Source organism: Streptomyces sp. DT190, from assembly GCF_049846985.1.
In the GTDB taxonomy this organism is placed as follows: Bacteria; Actinomycetota; Actinomycetes; order Streptomycetales; family Streptomycetaceae; genus Streptomyces.
This window is the reverse complement of the sequence record NZ_JBNCNM010000015.1, coordinates 58,102-81,353: the sequence shown is the minus strand read 5'-3', so window position 1 is coordinate 81,353 and position 23,252 is coordinate 58,102. Positions and strand designations below refer to the sequence as shown.

Here is a 23,252-nt window from a genome sequence, read left to right as displayed (position 1 = left end):
CGATTTACACTATCGCACCCGGCCGGGCCTGTGCGCATCCCCGGGAAGAGCCGTGCAGAAATGGGGAGTTGGGCTCCGCTTCATCGGCACCCGACCCGTCCCGGCCCGGGGTGATCCCCCACCGGGTCTGTCACACGAGGTGGTCTCAGACCAGGTGGTCGAACTCCCCGTCCTTCGCACCGGCCAGGAAAGCCGCCACCTCGGCCGCCGTGTAGACGAGCGCCGGGCCGTCGGGATCACGGGAGTTGCGCATCGCGATGCCCCCGTCCACGAGAGGGGCGACTTCGACGCAGTTGCCCTCGGCGTTGCTGTGCCGGCTCTTGATCCAGCAGGCGTCCAGCGAACTTGCCTGCACTCCGTTCCGCACTGGTGGCACCGCAGTCTCCTTGCTCTCCGGTCGGACCCGTCCCGGCTTGCGTACCCGCGACGGCTTGAAACTCACGCAATTTCTCGTGCAATTGCACGCGAGCGCCGTCAGCGTGGATAATAGCTGCGGCGTCAACCCCCGTGGTGACGCCCCGTCCTGACGTCGCATCGGGGAGATGCCGTGTCATCACCTGCGCAGCACGTGCTCCGGCCGCTCAGTGAGGGCCCGGCGCACGCGGGCGCTCGCGGGACCCTCGGCGGCTTGCGAGCCGCTCCCGTTCCTCACGAAGTGCCACCGTGCGGGGCGTCGCGCCCGATGCCCGGGACGGTGTCCCCCGCCACGCCGGAGACCCCGTCTCCCACGGCGCCCGACCTCGGTCCCCTGGCCCCCGCGGTCGCGCTGCGCGTCGAGTGCAGCCGGGAGGGGTTCGCCCGGGCCCGGTCCTTCACACGCCACACCCTGCACCTCTGGTCACTCGACCACTGCTGCGACGACACCACGCTCGTCATCACGGAACTCACCGCGAACGCCGCGACGCACGCGGCCCAGGGGGCACCAGGTGCACCGGAGATCCGGCTCGGATTCCGTCTGGATCCGGCCCATCTGCTGGTCACCGTCTCCGACCCCGACGACCGTCCGCCCCGGTACGCGCCCGGCACCGGCTCCGCCCTGCAGGAGCACGGCCGGGGCCTGTGCATCGTCGACGCCCTGTCCGAGGAGTGGGGCTGGGCCCCCAGCCCTCCGGGGGGCAAGACGGTCTGGGCGAGATTGTCGACCTGTCCACCCATCTGACACGACTGCCGCGGAAAGGCCCCTCGCCATGCGCAGCGCTTCGACGGAACACCCGAGCAGCGAGCGCCCACAGCGCCCCGACGCCCCGGCCGGTCTGGCCCGGAAGACACCGCTCACGGCACTGGACCGCGTGCCGTGGAGTGACATCCAGGACTCCACCGGTTCGGCGGCGGCCATTCCCGTGCTGCTCAGCGGCATCGCCTGCGGCGACGCCGACACCGCCCGCTCCGCCCTCGACGACCTGCGGAAACGGATCTGCCAGTTCGGTTTCGTCGTGGAGCAGGCGACCGCCGCCACGGTGCCGTTCCTGTGGGAGCTGGCGAAGCTGCCGCAGGTGACCGTCCGCGCCCAGATCATCCAGTTGCTCAAGAGCATCGCCGACGCCCGGCAGTGGGAGAGCACCGCCGCGGTCTACCCCAAGTTGCTCAACCACCGGGAGAACCCGGTGGTGTGGGAGCGGGCGGCGCGCCAGGCGGTGCGGGCCCGCAGCGGCGAGCTCGGCCGGCTGATGGCGGACGAGGACACGGAGATCGCACGGGCCACCACCGAGCTGGCCCGCTCACTGGGGGCCTGACACCGGCGAACCGTGTGCGTGGCCGTGCCCCCGCGGTGTCCCGGAGACGTGACGATACGGTGAGGGCCCCCTGCCACCACGGGTGATGCCCCTCGCCTCCCGGGGCCGGGCAGTGTAGACATGGCACATGGTCCGACTCTTGGGTCGATCCGGGACTCGATCGCCCCTGCGGCCCGGCTCCGCGCCGTCCGCACGGCAGCGGAGCGAGCCGGGTCCGTCGCGGTGGCATCCGATGGCGGGGCTGCGGTCGGTGCTGGGCGGGCGCAGCGTCGCCGGGCAGGTGTTCCTGCTGGTCGTGGTGATCGTGGTGCTGCTGGTCGTGTCGGCCGTGGTCGCCCTGGTGCTGCAGGTGCGGCACGACACGACGCAGGAGGCCCGCAACCGCTCGCTCGCCGTGGCGGAGACCTTCGCCAACGCGCCGGGCACCGTCGAGGCGCTGCGGGGCCCCGATCCCACAGCCGTGCTCCAGCCGCGCGCCGAGGCCGCCCGGGAGCGGTCGAAGGTCGACTTCATCGTCGTGATGAACACCGACGGGATCCGCTACACCCACCCCAAACCGGACCGCATCGGCAAGCAGTTCGTCGGCACGACCGCGCCCGCGCTGGCCGGCAAGGCGGTCACCGAGGAGATCGAGGGCACCATCGGGCCCCTCGTCCAGGCCGTGGTCCCGGTGACGGCCCCGGACGGCCGGGTGGTGGGCCTGGTCTCCGCGGGCATCACGACCAAGAACGTGGGCGGGACCGCCGACCGGCAGCTGCCGCTGGTGCTGTCGGCCGCCGCCGCGGCGCTCGTGCTGGCGACCGCCGGCGCCGCGCTGGTGAGCAGGCGGCTGCTGCGCCAGACCCACGGGCTCGGGCCGCACGAGATGACCCGGATGTACGAACATCACGACGCCGTGCTGCACGCCGTCCGGGAGGGCGTGCTCATCGTCGACGACGAGGGCACCCTGGTCCTCGCCAACGACGAGGCACACCGGCTGCTCGGGCTGCCCGACGACGCGGAGGGGCGGCACGTCCTCGGGCTGGGTCTGGACCCCGGCACCGCCGACCTGCTCGCGTCGGGCCGCGTCGCCACGGACGAGGTGCACCTGGTCGGCGACCGGCTCCTCGCCGTCAACCAGCGGACCACCGACCGGGCCGGTGTGCCGCCCGGCAGCGTCGCCACGCTGCGCGACTCCACGGAGCTGCGGGCCCTGTCCGGCCGGGCCGAGACCGCGCGGGAGCGGCTCAACATGCTCTACGACGCCGGGGTGGGCATCGGCACCAGCCTGGACGTGACCCGGACGGCCGAGGAGCTGACCGAGCTGGCCGTCCCCCGGTTCGCCGACTTCGCCGCCGTGGACCTGTTCGACGCGGTGCTGGGCGGCGGGCAGCCGGACGCCGCGGCCACGCTCAGCCGCGCGGCGCTCGGCGGTATCCGCAAGGACGCCCCCCTCTATCCCGTCGGCGAGCGGATCCGGTTCGTCCCGTCCTCCCCGCAGGGCCGCAGCCTCGGCACCGGCCGGCCCGTCCTGGAACCCCGGCTCGGCGAGGCGCCCGGCTGGCAGGCGCAGGACCTGGAACGCTCGGCGCAGATCGTGGAGTACGGCATCCACTCGCTGATCACGGTGCCGCTCAGGGCCGGTGCGCTGGTGCTGGGCGTGGTCAGCTTCTGGCGCTGCGAGAAGCCGGAGCCCTTCGACGAGGACGAGCTGGCGCTGGCCGAGGAACTGGTCGCGCGGGCCGCCGTCTCCATCGACAACGCGCGCCGCTACACCCGCGAGCACAGCATGGCGGTGACGCTGCAGCGCAGCCTGCTCCCCCGCAACCTGCCCGAGCAGGGCGCGCTGGAGATCGCCTACCGCTATCTGCCCGCCCAGGCCGGAGTGGGCGGTGACTGGTTCGACGTGCTGCCGCTGTCCGGGGCCCGGGTCGCGCTCGTGGTCGGGGACGTGGTCGGGCACGGGCTGCACGCGGCCGCCACCATGGGGCGGCTGCGCACCGCCGTGCACAACTTCTCCTCGCTCGATCTGCCGCCGGACGAACTCATCGCCCTGCTGGACGAGTTGGTCGGCCGGATCGACCAGGACGAGACGGAGGAGGAGGGCAGCGCCCCGGTCACCGGCGCGACCTGCCTGTACGCCGTGTACGACCCGGTCTCGCGGCGGTGCACCGTCGCGCGGGCCGGGCATCCGCCGCCCGCCCTGATCCACCCCGACGGCACGGTGGAGTTCCCGGACGTGCCGGCCGGTCCCCCGCTCGGGCTCGGCGGGCTGCCGTTCGAGACGGCGGAGCTGGAGCTGGCCGAGGGCAGCCGGCTCGTGCTGTACACCGACGGGCTGGTCGAGGACCGGGAGCGGGACATCGACGTCGGCCTGGAGATGTTGCGCGAGGCCCTGGGCCGGGCCGGTGAGTCGCCGGAGGACACCTGCCGGGTGGTGCTCGACGCGCGGCTCACGGCCCGCTCCCGCGACGACATCGCGCTGATCGTCGCCCGGACCCGGGCTCTCGCCGCCGACCACGTCGCCGAGTGGCCGGTGCCGGCCGACCCGGCCGCCGTGGGCGAGGTGCGGGCGGCGGTGAGCCGCCGGCTGGCCGCCTGGGGCCTGGAGGAGCTGTCGTTCACCACCGAGCTGATCCTGAGCGAGCTGGTCACCAACGCGCTGCGGTACGGCGGCGGTCCGATACGGGTCCGGATGCTGCGCGACCGCAACCTGATCTGCGAGGTGTTCGACAGCAGCAGCACCTCACCGCACCTGCGGTACGCCACCATGACCGACGAGGGCGGACGCGGGCTGTTCCTCGTCGCCCAGCTCGCCGAGCGCTGGGGGACGCGCTACCTGCCCGCGGGTAAGGTGATCTGGGCCGAGCAGCCCCTGCCCACAGCCGGCCGGGGGTCATAAGCCGGACCGGGGACTGCTCATAAAGTAACCTTATGAGCTCATAGACTGGACCCGCGTACCAAGTAAGGCTTGCCTTAGTTTAGGCTTCCCGTCGAGATCGCTTGTCGCCGCTCGAAGGGAACCTGACCATGCCCCGCCCCCTGCGGGTAGCCATCGTCGGATCCGGCCCCGCCGGGATCTACGCCGCCGACGCCCTGCTCAAGTCCGAGGTGGCCGCCGAACCCGGCGTGTCCATCGACATCTTCGAGCGCATGCCGGCGCCGTTCGGACTGATCCGGTACGGCGTCGCCCCCGACCACCCGCGGATCAAGGGCATCATCACGGCCCTGCACCAGGTGCTCGACAAGCCCCAGATCCGGCTGTTCGGCAACGTGGACTACGGCACCGACATCAGCCTGGACGACCTGCGGGCCTTCTACGACGGCGTGATCTTCGCCACCGGCGCGATGGCGGACCGGTCGATGTCGATCCCCGGCATCGACCTGGACGGCTCCTACGGCGCCGCGGACTTCGTCTCCTGGTACGACGGCCACCCGGACGTGCCGCGCACCTGGCCGCTGGAGGCCGAGAAGGTCGCCGTGCTCGGTGTCGGCAACGTGGCGCTGGACATCGCCCGCGTCCTGGCCAAGACGGCGGACGAGCTGCTGCCGACGGAGATCCCGCCGAACGTCTACGAGGGCCTGAAGGCCAACCGGGCCAAGGAGATCCACGTGTTCGGCCGCCGGGGCCCGGCGCAGGCCAAGTTCAGCCCGATGGAGCTGCGGGAGCTGGACCACTCCCCCACCATCGAGGTCATCGTCGACCCCGAGGACATCGACTACGACGAGGGCTCGATCGCCACCCGGCGCGGCAACAAGCAGGCCGACATGGTCGCCAAGACGCTGGAGAACTGGGCGATCCGCGACGTCGGCGACCGTCCCCACAAGCTCTTCCTGCACTTCTTCGAGTCGCCGGTGGAGATCCTCGGCGAGGACGGCAGGGTCGTCGGCCTGCGCACCGAGCGCACGGAACTCGACGGCACGGGCAACGTCAAGGGCACCAGCACCTTCAAGACGTGGGATGTCACCGCGGTCTACCGGGCCGTCGGCTACCTCTCCGACAAACTCCCCAAGCTGCCCTGGGACATCGACTCCGGCACCGTCCCGGACCAGGGCGGCCGGGTCGTGCAGGAGTCCGGTGAGCACCTGCAGTCCACGTACGTCACCGGCTGGATCCGGCGCGGTCCCGTGGGCCTGATCGGGCACACCAAGGGCGACGCGAACGAGACCGTGGCCAACCTGCTGGACGACTACGCGAACGGCCGGCTGCACACGCCCGCCACCCCCGCCCCCGAGGCGGTGGACGCGTTCCTCGCCGAGCGGAACGTCCGCTTCACCACCTGGGACGGCTGGTACAAGCTGGACGCCGCGGAGAAGGCGCTGGGCGAGCCCGAGGGCCGCGAACGCGTGAAGATCGTCGAGCGTGAGGACATGCTGCGCGCCAGCGGCGCCTGACCTCCTCCACACCCCCGGGGCGGATTCGGTGGCAGTGTCACCGGATCCGCCCTTCCGTGTTCTTGAACCCTGTACGATCCGGAGTGCTTCACCAGATCATCACATCGCCTTCACCAGAGGGCCATGCAGGGGGGACGAACGTCCATGCGCATACGCCTTGTCACCACCGCCGCCGTCGCGGCCGCCGCGGCCGGCGCCCTGACCGCGCTGAGCGCGGTTCCGGCGCACGCCGCCGAGTACAACTCCGCGCTGAAGATCCGCGGCATCCAGTACGACGCTCCCGGCAGCGACTCCAACCGGTGCTCCGGGGGGAACACCAAGGACGAGTTCCTGACCATCAAGAACTACTCGCGGTCCACGACGGTCAACCTCAAGGGGTACGTCGTGAAGGACGCCGCGGGGAACCGGTTCACCTTCACCGCGAGCCACACGCTCCAGCCCGGCGACTACGTGAAGCTGCGCGGCGGCAACGGGACCGACTCCGACGCGGGCAACGTCGTCTACCGCGACAACTGCAACTTCATGTGGAACAACGACAAGGACACGATCTACGTGTACAAGCCGTCCGGGGCCGGCGCCGACGTGCATTCCTACACCAAGAGCGGCTCCGACAAGGACGGCAACGGGTACATCACGTACCACGGCTGAGTCAGGCCGAGTCGAGATCCGTCACGAGCCCGGGTTCGTCCGCCACGAGCCCGGGCTCCGTCATGCGCTCGGGCTCCCTCAAGGGCTCGGTGCCGTCAGGTACCGCTGCAGGGTCGGGGCCAGCCAGGCCACGATCTCCTCGCGGGCCAGCCCCACGGCGGGCGGAAACCTCAGGACGTAGCGCGCGAGCGCCAGTCCGAGGAGCTGGGCGGCGCAGAGCCCGGCCCGGGTGGACGCCTGCTGGGGATCGGGGCAGACAGCGCGGGCGACCGGGACCAACTGGTCGCGGAAGACCGACTGCATCCGCTCGGCCCCGGCGCTGTTGGTCACGCCGACCCGGAGCAGCGCCGTCAGCACCTCGTTCTCCTCCCACATGCCGAGGAAGTGCGTCACCAGCGCCTGTCCCACGTCTTCGCGGGGCAGGGCGGCGAGGTCCGGCATGGACAGGTCGATGGAGACCGCCGCGGCGAACAGGCCCTCCTTGTTGCCGTAGTAGCGCATGACCATGGAGGGATCGATCCGCGCGTCCCTGGCGATCGCGCGGATGGTGGCCCGGTCGTAGCCGTCGGTGGCGAAGCGCTCCCGGGCGGCCGTGAGGATGGCGCCGCGGGTGTCCTCGGAGCGGCGGCGCGCACCGCCGGACCCCGGGTCCGCGCTCCTGGCATTGCTGACGTTCATGTCGGCCAGCGTAGGCCAACGCGTGTTTGCCAACAACTGTTGACCTGAGGGGCGGTCAGCCCTACTTTGGTCAACAGGCGTTGGTCAACGGACGTTGGCCAACAAGTGTTGGCAACAGGAGGCCTCTCATGCAGACCCAGCCCTCCGTGCTCGTCGTCGGAGCCGGCCCCGCCGGTCTTCTCCTGGCCGGCGACCTCGCCGCCGCCGGGGTCCCCGTCACGCTCCTGGAGAAGCGCCCGTCCAGGATCAGCAACCTCTCCCGCGCCTTCGTCCTGCACGCCCGCACCCTGGAGCAGCTCGACGCCCGGGGGCTCGCGGACGAACTGGAGGCCGCCGGACGCCCGCTGGACAGCCTCCGCCTCTTCGGCCGCCTCAGCATCGACCTGCGCACCCTCCCCTCCCGCTTCAACCACCTGCTGGTCATCCCGCAGTACGAGGTCGAGAAGGTGCTGCGGCGGCGCGCCGACGAGGCCGGGGTGGTCTTCCGTCACGAGACCGAGCTGACCGGGCTGGTGCAGGACGCGGACGGGGTGACGGTGGAGGTCCGGACGGCCGGCGGGGAGACGCAGCGCCTGCGGGCCGCCTACGTGGTGGGCACCGACGGGATGCGCAGCGCCGTGCGGGAGGCGATCGGGCTGCCCTTCCCCGGTCGGTCCGCGATCCGCTCCGTCGTTCTCGCGGACGTCCGGCTCGCGGAGGAGCCGGAGAACCTGCTGACGGTCAACGCCGCCGGCGACGCGTTCGCCTTCCTCGCGCCGTTCGGGGACGGCTACCACCGGGTCATCGCCTGGAACCGCGCCCGCGACGTCCCCGACAGCGAGCCGCTCGACCTCGAGGAGATCAGGGAGGTCACCCGCCTCGCCCTGGGCCGTGACTTCGGCATGCACGACGCGCGGTGGATGTCCCGCTTCCACAGCGACGAACGCCAGGTGCCCGCCTACCGCGTGGGCCGGGTCTTCCTCGCCGGGGACGCGGCGCACGTGCACACCCCGGCCGGCGGCCAGGGCATGAACACCGGCCTGCAGGACGCGGCCAACCTCGGCTGGAAGCTGGCCGCGGTCGTCCGGGGCCACGCGGACGCCGCACTGCTCGACACTTACCAGACCGAACGGCACCCGGTGGGCAGGGCCGTGCTGCGCAGCAGCGGCGGCATCGTCCGCCTGGCCATGGCCAAGCGCCCCTGGACGCTGGCGCTCCGGGCCGCGCTCACCGGCTTCCTGAACGCGGTCGGCCCGGCCCGCCGCAAGGCGGTCGGTGAGATCACCGGCATCGGCTACCGCTACCCGGCGCCGAGGGGATCCCACCGCCTCACCGGCAGCCGCGTCCCGGACGTCGCGCTGGAGAGCGGCCGCCTGTACGAGGCCCTGCGCGGCGGCCGGTTCGTACTGATCACCCCGGAGGCCTACCGGGACGGCGGCGCCCGCGAGGACCGGCTGACCGTGGAGCGCCTGCGCAGCGACCGGCGCACGACCCTCCTGGTCCGCCCCGACGGATACGTGGCGTGGGCGTCGGACTCGGCGGACCCGGGTGCGATCGCGGAGGCGCTCGCCGCGCACGTGGGGTCCCGCTGAGGCTACGGCGTCCGCTCGGCGTCGATCTCGGCGATCAGGGCCTCGACGCGGGCGCGGATCTCGTCGCGGATCGGGCGCACGGCCTCGACGCCCTTGCCCGCCGGGTCCTCCAGGGCCCAGTCGAGGTACTTCTTGCCGGGGAAGACCGGACAGGCGTCGCCGCAGCCCATGGTGATGACGTAGTCGGACGCCTGGACGGCCTCGGGGGTCAGGACCTTCGGCGTGGCCCGGGAGATGTCGACCCCGGCCTCCCTCATGGCCTCGACGGCGGCCGGGTTCACCCGGTCACCGGGGACGGAGCCGGCGGAGCGGACCTCGATCCGGTCGCCGGCGAGGTGGGCGAGGAACCCGGCGGCCATCTGCGAGCGGCCGGCGTTGTGGACACAGACGAACAGCACGGACGCGGGCGGGTCGGAGGACATCGGTTCTTCCTTCGTACGCGGGTCCCCGAAGGGCGAGCCGGGTGGAGGGCGGCTCGGAGCGATGTGACAGTATCAGCCCATGATGATGTCAGTCGACACTGATCTGTTGCGGGTGCTCGCGGACCCGCTGCGCCTCCGGATCGTCACGCTGCTGGCCCGGGAGACGCTCTGCAGCACGCATCTGATCGAGGAGACGGGGGCCCGGCAGACCAACCTCTCCAACCACCTGAAGGTGCTGCGCGAGGCCGGTGTCGTGGAGACGGAGCCCTGCGGCCGCTTCACGTACTACCGCCTCAAGCCCGACGTCATCGCTTCACTGGCGGGCGGGTTCACCGCCCTCGCGGAGACCGCGCGCGCCACCGCCGAGAACAACGTCAAGCGATCCTGCCCCTGATGCCGCAAACGACGCCGTCCGCCCGCGAGGCGTCGCCCCGTCCGCACGCCGCCTCCCCACCGCACCGAGGAGTCCCGTTGTCCGCGACCGAGGCCCCAGGGGTCACCGATCCCGACCGAGGCGACGAGTCCACCGCAGCCGCAGCAGCCGACGCTCCGGGCGCCGAGCCGCAGCCCGCGCCGGGTGCCACCCCGCCCCGGACACCGCCGCTGATCGCCCGGGCGGCGGCCGAACTGGTCGGCACGGCGGCCCTCGTGGCCGTGGTGGTGGGCTCCGGTATCCAGGCCACCACCCTCACCGACGACGTGGGCCTGCAGCTGCTGGCCAACTCCCTGGCCACCGTCTTCGGGCTGGGCGTGCTCATCACGCTGCTGGGCCCGGTCTCCGGTGCGCACTTCAACCCGGCCGTCACCGCGGCCGAGTGGTGGACCGCCCGGCGCGGCGGGGCCGGGGTGGGCCCGCGCGAGGCGGCCGTGTACATACCGGCCCAGGTGACCGGTGCGATCGCGGGCGCGATCCTGGCGGACGCGATGTTCGGCGAGCCGCTGGTGAAGTGGTCCACCCGGGACCGTTCGGCAGGGCATCTGCTGCTCGGCGAGGTCGTGGCGACGGCCGGGCTGATCCTGCTGATCTTCGGCCTGGCCCGCACCGACCGGCTGCGGTTCGCGCCCGTGGCCGTCGCCTCGTACATCGGGGCCGCGTACTGGTTCACCTCGTCCACGTCGTTCGCCAATCCCGCGGTGACCATCGGCCGCGCCTTCACCGACACCTTCGCGGGCATCGCGCCCGGCTCCGTGGCGGGGTTCGTCGGGATGCAGCTGATCGGCGCGGCGGTCGGGCTGGCGCTGGTGGCGGTCATCTTCCTGCCCGGCCGGGACGACACCGCGTGACGTGACTCGCCGGTCCTGAGGTTTCCCGCCGAGGACCGGCGGGTCGCTCAGGCTGCGGCCGTCCGGGCGGCGGGCGCCGCGACGGTCAGCAGCCGGCCCATCGCGGCCAGCACGGACGGCTCCACCCGGTAGTACACCCAGGTGCCGCGCCGCTCGGAGGTCAGCAGCCCGGCCTCCTTGAGCTTCTTCAGGTGGTGGGACACGGTCGGCTGCGAGACGCCGACGTCGGAGATGTCGCACACGCACGCCTCGCCGCCCTCGTGCGAGGCGACGGCCGAGAACAGCCGCAGCCGGACCGGATCGCCCAGCGCCTTGAACATCCGCGCGGCCGTCTCGGCCTCGTCGGCGGTGATCGGGCGCTCGTTCAGCGGCGGGCAGCAGGGCACCAGATCGTCGCCGGCGGGGTCGAGCAGCGGCAGCGGCTTGGCATTCGACATGCGTCTATGTTGACACACGTCGAAACAACAAGAGCCTTTGATTCGACGAGTGTCTATGTTGACGCCCGTCGAATCAGGATGCCATGCTGACGGCACCCGATATCGACAGACGTCGAAACAAACAGGAGTGCCGCCGTGAACTCGTCCACCGCCGAACTGCCCGTCGTCGTGATCGGAGCCGGTCCCGCCGGTCTGGCCGCGGCCTCGCACCTCACCGACCGCGGGCTCGCCTCGATCGTCCTGGAAGCGGGGCCCGTCCCCGGTGCGTCGGTGCGCGAGTGGGCGCACGTCCGGCTCTTCTCCACCTGGGGCGAACTCACCGACCCGGCCGCCGAGAAGCTTCTGGCCCCGACCGGCTGGACCCGGCCCGACCCCGCGACGTACCCCACGGGTGGCGACTGGGCGGAGCGGTACCTGCGGCCGCTCGCGGACGTCCTCGGCGACAGGGTGCGCACCGGCGCCCGGGTCACCGGCGTCTCCCGGGCCGGGCGGGACCGCACCGTCGACGCCGACCGCGAGACTCAGCCCTTCGTCGTGCATGTCAGCCACGCCGACGGCCGCCAGGAGCGGCTGTTCGCCCGGGCGGTCATCGACGCCTCCGGCACCTGGGCCACGCCCGGCCCCGCGGGCGGCAGCGGGCTGCCCGCCCTCGGCGAACAGGCCGCCGCGGACCGGATCACCTACCGCGTCCCCGACCTGAAGGACCCGGCGGTGCGTGCCCGGTACGCCGGCCGGCGCACCGCCGTCATCGGCTCCGGGGCCTCCGCCTTCACGGCCCTGGCCTCCCTCGCCGACCTGGCGAAGGCGGACGGCGGGGCGGGCACCGAGGCGGTGTGGATCCTGCGCCGCGGCATCTCCGGCTCCACGTTCGGCGGCGGGGAGGCCGACCAGCTCCCGGCCCGCGGCGCGCTCGGACTCGCGGCGAAGGCCGCCGTCGACGCGGGACACGCCGACGCGGTCACCGGCTTTCGCACCGAGGCGATCGAGCGGGACGGCGACGGCCGCCCGGTCCTGGTCGCCGAGGACGGCCGCCGTCTGGACCCGGTCGACGAGGTGATCGTGCTCACCGGGTTCCGCCCGGACCTGTCGTTCCTGTCCGAGGTCCGCCTGGGCCTGGACGAGCGCCTCCAGGCTCCGGTCGCGCTCGCCCCGCTGATCGACCCCAACCAGCACTCCTGCGGCACGGTCTACCCGCACGGCCACCGCGAACTCGCCCACCCCGAGCCGGGCGTCTACCTGGTCGGCATGAAGTCCTACGGCCGCGCCCCGACGTTCCTGGCGCTGACCGGCTACGAGCAGGTGCGCTCCGTGGTCGCCGCGATCGCCGGCGACCTGGAGTCCGCCGACCGCGTCGAACTCACCCTCCCGGAAACGGGCGTCTGCGGCGGAGCCGGGCTGTTCGACGACCCGGAGGCCGACCCGGACGGGGGCGGCTGCTGCGCGCCGGCTCCGCAGCTGCTCCAGCTCGGCGCGCCCGTCCCGGCGGGCTCCGGCGAGCAGGCGGCGACCGGGGGCTGCTGCGGCTCCTGACCCCCGCCCGGGGGGACGCGTGATTTGCCGAACCGGCAACGCCCTTCGGGTCCGGGCCGGTGTGCGCCGGAGGATCGGTGGCAGAGCGTCCGTTACCGAGCGCGGGAGGAACCCATGCCCCAGACGTCCACCGACGGCCGCACGCACCGCCTGGTGCCGTCACCGGCCGGTCGTGTCCACCTCGTCGAGCAGGGGGCCGGGCCCCTCGTGCTGTTGCTGCACGGGTTCCCGGAGTCCTGGTACGCCTGGCGCCACCAGCTGCCGGCGCTGGCCGGGGCCGGGTACCGGGCGGTGGCCGTCGACGTACGCGGTTACGGGCGCTCGTCCCGGCCCGCGGCCGTGGCGGACTACCGGATGCTCGCGCTGGTGGAGGACGCCGTCGCCGTGGTGGAGGCGCTCGGTGAGGAGTCGGCCGTGGTCGTCGGGCACGACTGGGGGGCGAGCATCGCCGCCGCCTGCGCCCTCGTTCGGCCCGACGTGTTCCGTGCGGTGGGGCTGCTGAGCGTGCCCTACACCCCGCCCGGCGGTCCGAGGCCCAGCGACGTCTTCGCGGGGATGGGCGGCGACGAGGAGTTCTACGTCTCCTACTTCCAGGAGCCCGGCCGCGCGGAGGCGGAGATCGAACCCGACGTGCGCGGCTGGCTCACCGGGTTCTACTCGGCCCTGTCCGCCCCCGCCGCGCGGCACGGCGGAGCCGAGCCCTACTTCGTGGCCCGCGGCGGGACACTGCGCGAGCGCTTCCCCGCGGGACGCCTGCCGGACTGGCTGAGCGAGTCCGAACTGGACGTCTTCGCCGGTGAGTTCGAGCGCACGGGGATGACCGGCGCGCTCAACCGGTACCGGAACATGGACCGGGACTGGGAGGAACTGGCGGCTTTCGCCGGTGCTCCCCTCACCCAGCCGTCGCTGTTCCTCGGCGGCGCTCTGGACGCGTCGCTGACCTGGCTGGCCGACGCCGTCGAGGCGTTCCCGGTCACGCTGCCCGGCCTGACGTCCCATCATGTGCTGGACGACTGCGGGCACTTCGTCCAGCAGGAACGGCCTGCGGAGACCAGCCGGCTGCTGGTGGAGTGGCTGGCCGGTCTGCCCGCCCGGGCGTCCGGCAGCCGGCGCGGTCCGGGGAGCGGTCGATGATCCGGAACGGGGTCCCGTAGGCGCGGTGGCCCGGCGTGCCGGGGCCCTCCGCGGTGTGTCCGGGGCGGAGGGCTCCCGTCCCGTGGTGCCGGTTCAGACCTCCAGGTCGGCCTCGATCCGGCGGAGCTGGTGGCGGGCCATCGCGAGGTTGGCCCGGCTCCCGTCGAGCACGAGGTAGAGGAACAGCCCGCTGCCGCCGCGTCCCTTGAGCAGGCGGATGAGGTGGTACTGGGTGTTCAGGGTGATGAGGATGTCCTCGATCTCCTCCTTCAGGCCCAGGAGCTCCATGGTGCGCAGCTTGGCCCGTACGACGTCGGTGTTGCCGGCTGCGGCGACTTCGAGGTTGAAGTCCTTGGTGCCCCCGAGGGTGCCGAGGGCCATGCCGCTCGTGTAGTCCACGAGGGCGGCGGCCGTGGCTCCGTCGATGGAGCTCAGGCATTCCTTCAGCGCGGTCTCGGTGTTGGCCATGCGGTCGGTTCCTTTCCTTGGGTCCTGCTTCGGTGGGTGTGGCTTGTGTGAATGTGGCTTGCGCGGATGTGGCTCTGGTGGGTGCGGCTCAGGTGCGTGTGGCTTGGCGCCGGGCGGTCGAACGGCGGCGGTGCCGGGCGGTTCAGGTGCCGGCTTGGGGGCGCGGCTGGTGGGCGGGGCGCTGCGGGGTGCGTACCGGCAGGGTCCCGATGGGGCGGGGGGTGGTGGCCGGGGGTGCCGCGGTGCGGTGTTCCTCGGCGTCCGGGGCGGGCTCGGTCACGGACCGGGCGGCCGGCGTGGCGCCGGGTGCGGTCGCCGGCCGGTCGGCGTGGCGGCCGGTGCCCGGCCCGACGCGCGTCGCGACCAGGTCGGCGATCCGGGCCCCGCTGCGCCGGCCCTCCAGGTGGAGGCGGCCGACGTTGACCCGGTCCTCGGCGAGCAGGGTGAGGACGGCGGTGGTGCCCGCCGCGTAGGTCGCGACGTAGCCTTTCGTGCCGCGGACGAGCAGTTCGCGGAAGTCGCCGCGGGCGGCGGCGTCGGTCATGCGGTGGGCGACCCCGAGGGCCGCGGCGGTGAGGGCCGCGAGTCCCTCGGGCTCGGTCCCGGGCACGTCGTGGGCGAGGACGAGTCCGTCGACGGTGGCCGCGAGCGCGCCGGTCAGCCGGGGTATGCGGGTGCGTAACCCGCGCAGTTCGTCCAGGACGTCGGTCTCGACGGCCATGAGCAGTCTCCTTTCGGCACGCTGTCGTCGCGCGCGGATCACAGTGCCTCCAAGGCGTGCAGGAGCCGTCGCAGCAGAGCGGTGTCGGGCTCGTCCGGGAACACCGGGCGAGGGGCGGACCCCGGCGGGGCGGTCGCGGCGGGCGCGGTGGTGGCGGCGGTGGCGGCCCCGAACGCCACCGGCACTGCGGGCGCCACGATGGCCGAGGCGGTGGTGGGAGCCGGGGTGGTCGCGGGGGCCGAGGTGGTCGCGGGGGCCGCGGAAGCCGCGGGCGTCGCGGGGACTGCGGGCGCCGGTCGGGCTGCCGGGGCGACCATCCCGGCGGCGGCCAGGCGGCGGAGCTCGACCAGGGTGTGGAAGGTGCGGCAGGCGAGGACCGTGGCGATCTGGGCGGCGGTGCGGACACCGTCGACCTGGGCGAGGATCCGGCTGCGCCGGGCGGGCAGGTCCACGGTCCGGGCGCCGGGGACCCGGGCGAGCGGCGCCAGGTCGACGGCGGGCTGGGGCCATATCCGGTGCAGCAGTTCGCGGCGGCGTCTGGACTCGCGCAGCACGGTGTCCACCGGTACGGAGCGGACGGCGCCGAGCCAGTGCGCGACGCCCGGGCGGAAGCGCAGGGCCGGACCGTCGTGGGCGAGGACGAAGTACGCCGCGTCGAAGAGGGCGCCGAGGTGGCACAACTCCAGTGCACCGGCGGCGAGATGACCGCTGTCCACCAGCTGCCGCCCCACGCGGCAGCGGCGTCCGGCCCGGTCGATCGCCTCCCACCAGCCGTCCGGGGCGAGTGCTCCGCTGTGGGTGAGCAGGTCACCGAGGGCGGGGGTGAGCGCGGACTCGACGTGGACCACGTGGCCGGCGGCCAGGTACACGATCCCCGCCTCGGTGGACAGGGCGCCGCTCGCGCGCTCCGCCGCCAGGGTGGCGAGCTGGGCCGAGGCCGGTTCACCGGTGCGCGAGGTGAGGATCTGCGTGATCATCCGAGCACCAGTCTGTCCGCCATCTCGGCCAGCCGTATGCGGGCCAGGGCCAGGTTCCCCTCCGTGCGGTCGAGCCATAAGTGCAGGAACACGGTGCTGTCGAAGGTCGTGGTGACGAACCTCAGCAGGTGGTACGAATCCGCGTTCGTGAGGATCAGGTCCTGCACGGGTGGTTCCTTGCCGGAAGCGCCGCCCGCGCCGCCGCCTTCCGGGGCGAGCACGCCGCTCTCCGTGGCGAGCCGGGCGAGTTCGGCGGTCTCCGCCGCCGTCGCCTCCGCATCGCCGCCCGGAGCGTCACCCACCGCACCCAGGGCAAGGCCGCTGATCCAGTCGACCACCGACGCCCCTCGGGCACCGGGCAGCCGCATGGCTTCCAGCAGACTCTCGTCGATTCCGGGCACGCCGAATCCCCTCCCCCTGCACGGCCGTTCCCGCGAACGTGAGCACGACACTACGGTGGGTGCTCGGCCCAGGTGAACGCTTTGGCATTTTCCAAAGGAATGTGCAGAGAAGCTGGCGAGGCGTGAACGGGGTTGACCGGAAGCGGGCACGATACGTCGCCGGATCCGACCGAGTGCCCGGCCTTGCGGTGAGGCCGGCCGGTGCGCCGCAGCGGTCGGCCGGGGCCGTACGAGGCGGAAAGACGAACGCGGCCGGGAAGGTGGTCCTTCCCGGCCGCGCTGGTGAGGTCTGCTGGTTCAGGACTCCGCGCGCTTGGGCAGCCGCCAGTTCGGGCGCGGGAAGTGGCAGGTGTAGCCGTCCGGGTAGCGCTGGAGGTAGTCCTGGTGCTCCGGCTCGGCCTCCCAGAACGCCCCGGCCGGCACGACCTCCGTCACCACGGGGCCCGGCCACAGCCCGGACGCCTCGACGTCGGCGATGGTGTCCTGCGCGACGCGCCGCTGCTCGTCGTCCAGGTAGAAGATGGCGGAGCGGTAGCTGGCCCCCACGTCGTTGCCCTGGCGGTCCTTCGTGGTGGGGTCGTGGATCTGGAAGAAGTACTCCAGGATCGCGCGGTAGTCGGTGGCCGCCGGATCGAAGACGATCTCGATCGACTCCGCGTGCCGCCCGTGGTCGCGGTAGGTGGGGTGGGGCTTGCCGTCGTCACCGCTGTAGCCCACCCGGGTACGCACCACTCCGGGCAGCGACCGGATCAGCTCCTGCATCCCCCAGAAGCAGCCACCCGCCAGCAGCGCCCTCTCCTCGACGTCGCTCATGGCGCATCCCCTTTCCGTCTGCGTCGATCCACGCGGTCCAGCCTCGCACATCGGCGGCGGAACACCGCCAGCGCGTCACTGTCCGGACTGGTGACGAGTCTTTCAGGCGGAGCGTGTGGCATTTACACTCCGCTCCTCCTCGAATGCGAGGCACTTCGGAATTCAGGTTCCACAGGGTGCGATTAGAATCGCTGCGGTGAGAGCCGACGCAGCACGCAACCTGGAAGCCGTCCTGACCACCGGGGCGCGGATGCTCGCCGCCGACCCGGGCGCGAGCATCGCGAGCATCGCCGCCGAGGCGGGTGTGGACCGGCGTACCGTCTACCGGCGTTTCGCCTCCCGCGAGGACCTCCTCGCCGCCATCCACGCGTCCCGCCTCACGGCCGTCGAGCACGCCATCGAGGACGCGCGGCTGCGCGAGGCACCTGTCGCCGTCGCCCTGCACCGCTACGTCGAGAACATCATCGGCGTCAACCGCGCGTGGCCCGTCGACCTGGCCCGGATGCTCGCCGACGACGAGGTCCGCGCCCGCCGCGACGCCTCGGTCCGCGAGGTCGACGCCTTCCTCGAACGCGCAACCCGCGAAGGGCTGTTGCGCGCCGATCTGCCCGAGGGGTGGGCGAGCGCGCTGCTGACCCAGCTCATGCACCTGGTGTCCCGGCAGATGCCCGAACTGAGCCCCGGCCGGGCCGCGGACATCGTCGTCGACACCCTGCTGCGCGGCCTCGGCGCGTCCTGAGGCACCGGCCCGGCCGGGCGCTGGAGGATCTGCCACGGTTCGCGCTCCTGCTCGCCGGGGCGCCCGGCCCGGCGAGCAGGGCCCGCCCCGATGCGGATGGTGGGCGGGCCCTGCTCGTGCGCACCATTGTCGGGAACTCCCGCCGGGCGGGACACGAGTGAGATCGGCGGATGTGTGTGCGGCGCGCACACCCCGCGCGCGGGGCGCGCACCTCGCCCCGCCGCGGGGCGCCGCCGCGTGCCGCACCGCGCCGCCTCCGGCGCACATGCCGCGGCGCAGCCGGGGTAGGGACTGCGTGACCCCCGGGTCATACCCACCTGCCTGCGGCGACGATACTGGCAGGCGCACGTTTCCCCCCGCTCTCAGATGGACCCATGCCGACATCCGACACAGCCCGCCCCCTGACCCCCGCCACGGTGTGGCTGGCGCGCGGCCGCCACACCTCGGGCGCCGCGGTGGACGTTCTCCGGCGCTCGCTGCAACGGCGCAAGGACGACCAGGACATCGACGACTTCCTCGAACTGCCCGAGCCCGGGCCCCGGCCCGGCACCGACAGCGGGACCGGGAACGGGTCCGCCGCGGCCGAGCGGGTCTTCGAGGCCCGCTGGCGGGTCGGCGACGGCGTGACGGTGCGCGCCCGGCTCAGCGTCACGGCAGGGGCGGGTGACCGGCAGGAGTGGCTGCTGGCCGCCGAGGCCGAGGAGCCGTGGCGCGACGACTGGCCCTCCCCCGCCGCGCTGTTCTGGCCGGACGGGCCGGACACCGCCTGGGACCAGGACGGCACCGCGGGGCTGTCGCTCGGGAAGATCAACCCGCTCCCCCGGGACGACAAGGAGGTCCGGCGCCTGCTGCGCGGCGCGGTGCGGGGCGGCTGGCACATCCATGTGGTCGTCCACGAGGCGATGACCACCGACGACCGCGGCCGGGTGCCGGTGACGCGCTGGCTCCCGCCGGGGCTGGTCCACCGCGTGGTGGAGCACCGCGCCGCCCCGCAGCAGTTGCGGGGCCTGAACTGGGCGCTGCGGGACCTCGGCGTGGAGGTGCCGCGCGGCGGCGCCGTGGTGCTGCCCGGCAGCCCCGCGCCGGAGGGTTACGACGCCCGGGACCACTCCGTGCGGGCGGTCTTCCTCGACGGCTCGGAGCCGGCCGACCTGGTGGACGCCATCCGGCGGTTCGCCGCACTGCCCCGGCCCCTGCCCGACGGCGCGGCGGACGCCCTGACGGCGCTGCGGGAGGACTGGCACCTGCTGACGCTCCAGGAGGAGCTGGACCGCCAGCGCGGCCTGGTCGCCATGTACGCCGAGGCCCTGGAGGCCATGACGAAGTCGCGCGACCTGTACCGGGAGGCGGCCGAACGGGCCCACGAGGCGCTGGCGGCCTACCAGGAGTCGGCGGCGGCCCCTCCCCGGCAGCCGTCCGACGCGCCCGTCGCCTCCCCCCTCCAGCAGATCACCCGGACGTTCGAGCGCTTCAAGGCGATCCTGCCCGCCACGCCGGCCAGGGACGGTGACAGCGCCGACGCCCAGCAGGTGGGTTCGGAGCGGTGACGCCTTCCCGGCGGGGCGCACGTGTCAGTCGTGGTCCGGTGGATACGCGGTCCGTACGGCACCACGGCCCGCCCGGGAAGGTCATCCACGCATGGGCAACGACCAGCACCGCTCGGAGACGACGCTCCGCGTCAACGGCAAACCCCACACCCTCACCGTCGATCACCGGCGGGTCCTGCTGGACCTCCTGCGTGAGGACCTGGACCTGACCGGCGCCAAGAAGGGCTGCGACCACGGCCAGTGCGGCGCCTGCACGGTCCTGGTGGACGGGCGGCGCGTCAACAGCTGCCTGCTGTTCGCGGTCGCCCTGGACGGCTGCGAGGTCACCACCGTGGAGGGCCTGTCGGGTGACGGGGAGGAACCGCATCCGCTGCAACGGGCCTTCCTGGAACGCGACGCCTTCCAGTGCGGCTACTGCACCCCGGGGCAGATCTGCTCCGCGGCCGGCATGCTCGCCGAGGCGGCGGCCGGCCACCCCTCGCACGTCACCGACCCGGCCGCGCCCTCGGGGACGGCCGTGCCGCTGGACCGTGCGGAGATCCGGGAGCGGCTGAGCGGCAACCTGTGCCGGTGCGGCGCGTACCCGAGGATCGCCGAGGCGGTCGAGGACGTGATCCCGTGAAGGAGTTCGCCTACGTCCGCGCCCGGAGCGTCGAGGAGGCCACCGGCGCGTACGCCGCGCATCCCGGCGCCCGCTACCTCGGGGGCGGCACCAACCTGGTCGACCTGATGAAGCTCGGCGTCGAGACGCCCGCCGCCCTCGTCGACGTCACCCGTCTGCCACTGGACACGGTCGAGGAGCTGCCGGACGGCTCGCTGCGGATCGGGGCGCTGGTCCGCAACAGCGATCTCGCGGCCCACCCGCTCGTCCGCGACCGGTACCCGGCACTGTCCCAGGCGGTCCTCGCGGGCGCCTCCGGGCAGTTGCGCAACGCCGCCACGACCGGCGGGAACCTGCTCCAGCGCACCCGGTGCCCGTACTTCCAGGACCTGTCGAAGCCGTGCAACAAGCGCGAGCCGGGCAGCGGCTGCGGCGCGCGTGACGGCGTCCACCGCGACCACGCCGTGCTCGGGCACTCGGAGCACTGCATCGCCACCCACCCCTCGGACATGGCGGTGGCGCTGGCCGCCCTCGACGGGCGTGTCGAGCTGTCCGGGCCCGAGGGCGCCCGGAGTGTCGCGGCGGCGGATTTCCACCGGCTGCCCGGGGAGCGGCCCGAGCAGGACACCGAGATCCGGCCGGGCGAGCTGGTCACCGGCGTGGTGCTGCCGGCCGCGACGGCCGGGCTGCCGTCGGCGTACCGCAAGGCACGCGACCGGGCCTCGTACGCCTTCGCGCTCGCGTCCGTCGCGGTCGTGCTGCGGCTGGAGGGCGGCGTGACCGACCGGGTGGGGATCGCCTTCGGGGCGCTGGCGCACCGGCCCTGGCGGGCCCGGCGGGCGGAGGAGGCGCTGGCCGGGGCCGCTCCGACCCTCGCCGCGTTCGAGCACGCCGTCGACCTGGAGCTGTCCGCCGCGCGGCCGCTGCGCGACAACGGCTACAAGGTGCCGCTCGCCCGGAACCTCGCCGTGGACGTGCTGTCCCGGCTCGCGGACACCGCGCTCACCAGGAGGGCCTCATGACCGGCAGCGTGGGAGCTCCCGCCGAACGCCGGGAGGGACGCGAGAAGGTCAGCGGCACCGCCCGGTACGCCGCCGAGTTCCACCACCCCGGCCGGGCGCAGGCCTGGCCCGTGCCGGCCGCCGTGGCCCGCGGCCGCGTGACCGGCGTCGACACCAGGGCCGCGCTGGCCGTGCCCGGTGTGCTCGACGTCCTCACGCACGAGAACGCGCCCCGCCTCGAGGAACCGGACGACGCCACGCTCGCCGTGCTGCGGGACCCGCGGGTCCCCCACCGCGGCTGGTTCGTGGCCCTGGTGGTGGCCGAGACGCTGGAGGCGGCCCGGGCGGGCGCCGCCGCCGTCCGCGTCGACTACGCCGCCGAGGAGCACGACGTCGTCCTCGACGAGTCGCACCCGGGTCTGTACGTGCCCGAGGAGGCCAACGCGGGACAGCCGGCCGTCCGTGAACAGGGCGATCCCGACGGCGCGTTCGGCACGTCGGCCGTCCGGGTCGACGTCGCCTACCGGGTGCCGCCGCTGCACAACCACCCCATGGAACCGCACACCAGCACCGCCCGCTGGGAGGACGGCCGGCTCCTGGTGCACACCTCCAGCCAGGGCGCCCACGCCGTACGGGCCGTGCTCGCGGGGATGTTCGGGCTGCCCGAGGAGCGGATCGTCGTCACCGCCGAGCACGTCGGCGGCGGCTTCGGTTCCAAGGGGACCCCGCGGCCCGACGTGGTGCTCGCCGCGATGGCCGCGCGGCGGACCGGCCGGCCCGTCACGGTCGCCCTGCCCCGGCGCTTCCTGCCCGCCGTCGTCGGGCACCGCGCGCCCACCCTGCACCGGCTGCGGCTCGGAGCCGAGCCGGACGGACGTCTGGTCTCCCTCACGCACGAGGTCACCACGCACACCTCGCGCGTCAAGGAGTTCGTGGAGCAGGCGGCGGTGCCCGCGCGGGTGATGTACGCCGCACCGCACCGCCGGACGCTGCACCGGGTCGCGGCGCTGGACGTGCCCTCGCCCTCCTGGATGCGGGCGCCGGGCGAGGCGCCGGGCATGTACGCCCTGGAGTCCGCCCTGGACGAGCTGGCCGACGAGCTCGGCCTCGACCCGATCGAACTGCGCGTGCGCAACGAGCCGGACGTCGAGCCCGACAGCGGCAGGCCGTTCAGCAGCAGGCACCTGGTCGAGTGCCTGCGCGAGGGAGCCCGGCGCTTCGGGTGGGACGGGCGCGACCGCCGCCCGCGCTCCCGCCCCGACGGGCCCCTGCTGCTGGGCACGGGCGTGGCCGCGGCGACGTACCCCGTGATGGCGAGCCCGTCCACGGCCGAGGCCCGCGCGCTGCCCGACGGGACGTTCCTGGTGCGGATCGACGCCACCGACATCGGCACCGGCGCCCGGACCGTGCTGGCGCAGGTCGGTGCCGACGCGCTGGGCGTGCCGCTGGAGCGGGTGCGGGTCGAGGTCGGCAGCACCGAACTGCCCCGGGCGCCGCTGGCGGGCGGCTCGTCCGGCACCGCCTCCTGGGGGTGGGCGGTCCACGAGGCCTGCGCGCTGCTGGCACGGCGGCCGGCCGGGCACACCGGGCCGCTCCCCGAGCAGGGCGTGGCGGCCCGGGCGGACACCACGGGCACCGCGGACGCCGAGAGCGAGTGGGCGCGGCACGCCTTCGGGGCCCACTTCGCCGAGGTCGCCGTGGACACGGTCAGCGGCGAGGTCCGGGTCGGCCGGCTGCTCGGCGTGTACGCGGCGGGGCGGATCCTCAACGCCCGTACCGCGCGCTCCCAGTTCGTCGGCGGCATGACGATGGGTCTCGGCATGGCGCTGACCGAGGGCAGCACGATGGACGCGGCGTTCGGCGACTTCACCGAGTCGGACCTGGCGTCGTACCACGTGCCCGTGCACGCCGACGTCGCCGAAATCGAGGCGCACTGGCTCGACGAGGACGATCCGCACCTCAATCCGATGGGCAGCAAGGGGATCGGGGAGATCGGCATCGTCGGGACGGCCGCGGCGATCGGCAACGCGGTGCACCACGCCACGGGCGTCCGCTTCCGCGAACTGCCCCTCACCCCCGACCGGGTGCTGGCCGGGCTGCTCGCCCACCGGACGCCGTAGCGCACGGGCCGGACCGGAGCCGCGGCGAGCGGATCCGGTCCGGTACGAGGCCC

The 23,252-nt window shown here is 73.6% G+C and carries 24 protein-coding genes; 15 read left to right on the top strand and 9 right to left on the bottom strand.

The genetic code is table 11. From position 1 onward, the window contains the following. Nucleotides 1-145: 145 nt before the first annotated feature. Nucleotides 146-376, bottom strand: coding sequence for a DUF397 domain-containing protein (locus ACPXCS_RS25045; protein WP_311686249.1), 231 nt, complete (start codon nt 374-376; stop codon nt 146-148). 318 nt (nt 377-694) lie between these two features. On the opposite strand from ACPXCS_RS25045, the gene ACPXCS_RS25040 reads away from it, so the two are divergent. The 5 genes from ACPXCS_RS25040 to ACPXCS_RS25020 all read left to right on the top strand — a co-directional run bounded on the left by ACPXCS_RS25040 (nt 695) and on the right by ACPXCS_RS25020 (nt 6,755). Continuing rightward, nucleotides 695-1,159 (top strand): ATP-binding protein, encoded by a 465-nt coding sequence (locus tag ACPXCS_RS25040; protein ID WP_425949403.1) that lies wholly within the window; start codon nt 695-697, stop codon nt 1,157-1,159. 28 nt (nt 1,160-1,187) lie between these two features. Beyond that, entirely contained in the window at nt 1,188-1,733 is a 546-nt protein-coding gene (locus ACPXCS_RS25035) for a hypothetical protein (protein WP_425949401.1), read from the top strand. Nucleotides 1,734-1,965: 232 nt separating this feature from the next. Then, the gene (locus ACPXCS_RS25030) at nt 1,966-4,614 is read left to right on the top strand and encodes a SpoIIE family protein phosphatase (RefSeq protein WP_425949400.1); all 2,649 of its coding nucleotides are present in this window, start codon (nt 1,966-1,968) and stop codon (nt 4,612-4,614) included. A gap of 128 nt (nt 4,615-4,742) precedes the next feature. Beyond that, on the top strand, nt 4,743-6,107 hold the full coding sequence (locus tag ACPXCS_RS25025) for an FAD-dependent oxidoreductase (RefSeq protein ID WP_425949399.1): 1,365 nt from the start codon (nt 4,743-4,745) through the stop codon (nt 6,105-6,107). 144 nt (nt 6,108-6,251) lie between these two features. Beyond that, entirely contained in the window at nt 6,252-6,755 is a 504-nt protein-coding gene (locus tag ACPXCS_RS25020) for a lamin tail domain-containing protein (RefSeq protein WP_425949397.1), read from the top strand. Between the two features lie 78 nt (nt 6,756-6,833). Here ACPXCS_RS25020 and ACPXCS_RS25015 read toward each other — a convergent pair whose 3' ends face one another. Further along, on the bottom strand, nt 6,834-7,433 hold the full coding sequence (locus ACPXCS_RS25015; RefSeq protein ID WP_425949396.1) for a TetR/AcrR family transcriptional regulator: 600 nt from the start codon (nt 7,431-7,433) through the stop codon (nt 6,834-6,836). A 128-nt stretch (nt 7,434-7,561) separates the two neighbouring features. On the opposite strand from ACPXCS_RS25015, the gene ACPXCS_RS25010 reads away from it, so the two are divergent. Further along, nucleotides 7,562-9,004, top strand: a complete 1,443-nt coding sequence (locus ACPXCS_RS25010) for an FAD-dependent monooxygenase (protein WP_425949394.1) — start codon at nt 7,562-7,564, stop codon at nt 9,002-9,004. Between the two features lie 2 nt (nt 9,005-9,006). Here ACPXCS_RS25010 and ACPXCS_RS25005 read toward each other — a convergent pair whose 3' ends face one another. Continuing rightward, nucleotides 9,007-9,426, bottom strand: a complete 420-nt coding sequence (locus ACPXCS_RS25005) for an arsenate reductase ArsC (protein WP_425949393.1) — start codon at nt 9,424-9,426, stop codon at nt 9,007-9,009. 79 nt (nt 9,427-9,505) lie between these two features. Here ACPXCS_RS25005 and ACPXCS_RS25000 point away from each other — a divergent pair, with 79 nt between their 5' ends. Next, nucleotides 9,506-9,820, top strand: coding sequence for an ArsR/SmtB family transcription factor (locus tag ACPXCS_RS25000; RefSeq protein WP_425949391.1), 315 nt, complete (start codon nt 9,506-9,508; stop codon nt 9,818-9,820). Nucleotides 9,821-9,897: 77 nt separating this feature from the next. Continuing rightward, a complete protein-coding gene (locus ACPXCS_RS24995) occupies nt 9,898-10,710 on the top strand; it encodes an aquaporin (protein ID WP_425949389.1) in 813 nt (270 codons plus the stop codon). A gap of 47 nt (nt 10,711-10,757) precedes the next feature. Here the strand turns inward: ACPXCS_RS24995 and ACPXCS_RS24990 are convergent, their stop codons facing one another. Further along, nucleotides 10,758-11,147 carry an ArsR/SmtB family transcription factor gene (locus ACPXCS_RS24990; RefSeq protein ID WP_425949387.1) on the bottom strand — a complete coding sequence of 130 codons (390 nt, stop codon included), beginning with the start codon at nt 11,145-11,147 and terminating at the stop codon, nt 10,758-10,760. Nucleotides 11,148-11,282: 135 nt separating this feature from the next. Between ACPXCS_RS24990 and ACPXCS_RS24985 the strand changes: the two genes are divergently transcribed. Together ACPXCS_RS24985 and ACPXCS_RS24980 are read left to right on the top strand one after the other, a co-directional pair. After that, a complete protein-coding gene (locus tag ACPXCS_RS24985; protein ID WP_425949385.1) occupies nt 11,283-12,677 on the top strand; it encodes an NAD(P)-binding domain-containing protein in 1,395 nt (464 codons plus the stop codon). A gap of 114 nt (nt 12,678-12,791) precedes the next feature. After that, complete coding sequence (locus ACPXCS_RS24980; RefSeq protein WP_425949383.1) at nt 12,792-13,811, top strand: alpha/beta fold hydrolase; 1,020 nt, start codon at nt 12,792-12,794, stop codon at nt 13,809-13,811. A gap of 93 nt (nt 13,812-13,904) precedes the next feature. Here the strand turns inward: ACPXCS_RS24980 and ACPXCS_RS24975 are convergent, their stop codons facing one another. From ACPXCS_RS24975 to msrA, 5 genes are all read right to left on the bottom strand, one after another. Next, nucleotides 13,905-14,279 (bottom strand): hypothetical protein, encoded by a 375-nt coding sequence (locus tag ACPXCS_RS24975; RefSeq protein ID WP_425949382.1) that lies wholly within the window; start codon nt 14,277-14,279, stop codon nt 13,905-13,907. Nucleotides 14,280-14,421: 142 nt separating this feature from the next. Further along, nucleotides 14,422-15,000, bottom strand: a complete 579-nt coding sequence (locus ACPXCS_RS24970) for a roadblock/LC7 domain-containing protein (protein WP_425949380.1) — start codon at nt 14,998-15,000, stop codon at nt 14,422-14,424. 38 nt (nt 15,001-15,038) lie between these two features. Continuing rightward, nucleotides 15,039-15,977 (bottom strand): hypothetical protein, encoded by a 939-nt coding sequence (locus ACPXCS_RS24965; RefSeq protein ID WP_425949378.1) that lies wholly within the window; start codon nt 15,975-15,977, stop codon nt 15,039-15,041. Further along, complete coding sequence (locus ACPXCS_RS24960; RefSeq protein ID WP_425949376.1) at nt 15,974-16,378, bottom strand: hypothetical protein; 405 nt, start codon at nt 16,376-16,378, stop codon at nt 15,974-15,976. Before ACPXCS_RS24960 ends, ACPXCS_RS24965 begins: the two co-directional genes overlap by 4 nt. A gap of 297 nt (nt 16,379-16,675) precedes the next feature. Then, nucleotides 16,676-17,191, bottom strand: a complete 516-nt coding sequence (msrA, locus tag ACPXCS_RS24955) for a peptide-methionine (S)-S-oxide reductase MsrA (RefSeq protein WP_425949374.1) — start codon at nt 17,189-17,191, stop codon at nt 16,676-16,678. A 250-nt stretch (nt 17,192-17,441) separates the two neighbouring features. Here msrA and ACPXCS_RS24950 point away from each other — a divergent pair, with 250 nt between their 5' ends. The 5 genes from ACPXCS_RS24950 (at nt 17,442) to ACPXCS_RS24930 (ending at nt 23,199) form a co-directional block, all read left to right on the top strand. After that, nucleotides 17,442-17,930, top strand: a complete 489-nt coding sequence (locus ACPXCS_RS24950; RefSeq protein WP_425949632.1) for a TetR/AcrR family transcriptional regulator — start codon at nt 17,442-17,444, stop codon at nt 17,928-17,930. Nucleotides 17,931-18,304: 374 nt separating this feature from the next. After that, the gene (locus ACPXCS_RS24945) at nt 18,305-19,477 is read left to right on the top strand and encodes a hypothetical protein (RefSeq protein WP_425949373.1); all 1,173 of its coding nucleotides are present in this window, start codon (nt 18,305-18,307) and stop codon (nt 19,475-19,477) included. Between the two features lie 91 nt (nt 19,478-19,568). Next, nucleotides 19,569-20,099 carry a (2Fe-2S)-binding protein gene (locus tag ACPXCS_RS24940; protein ID WP_425949372.1) on the top strand — a complete coding sequence of 177 codons (531 nt, stop codon included), beginning with the start codon at nt 19,569-19,571 and terminating at the stop codon, nt 20,097-20,099. After that, a complete protein-coding gene (locus ACPXCS_RS24935) occupies nt 20,096-21,100 on the top strand; it encodes an FAD binding domain-containing protein (protein WP_425949371.1) in 1,005 nt (334 codons plus the stop codon). The genes ACPXCS_RS24940 and ACPXCS_RS24935 overlap by 4 nt, the downstream gene beginning before the upstream one ends. After that, on the top strand, nt 21,097-23,199 hold the full coding sequence (locus tag ACPXCS_RS24930) for a xanthine dehydrogenase family protein molybdopterin-binding subunit (RefSeq protein WP_425949370.1): 2,103 nt from the start codon (nt 21,097-21,099) through the stop codon (nt 23,197-23,199). Before ACPXCS_RS24935 ends, ACPXCS_RS24930 begins: the two co-directional genes overlap by 4 nt. Nucleotides 23,200-23,252 lie beyond the last annotated feature (53 nt).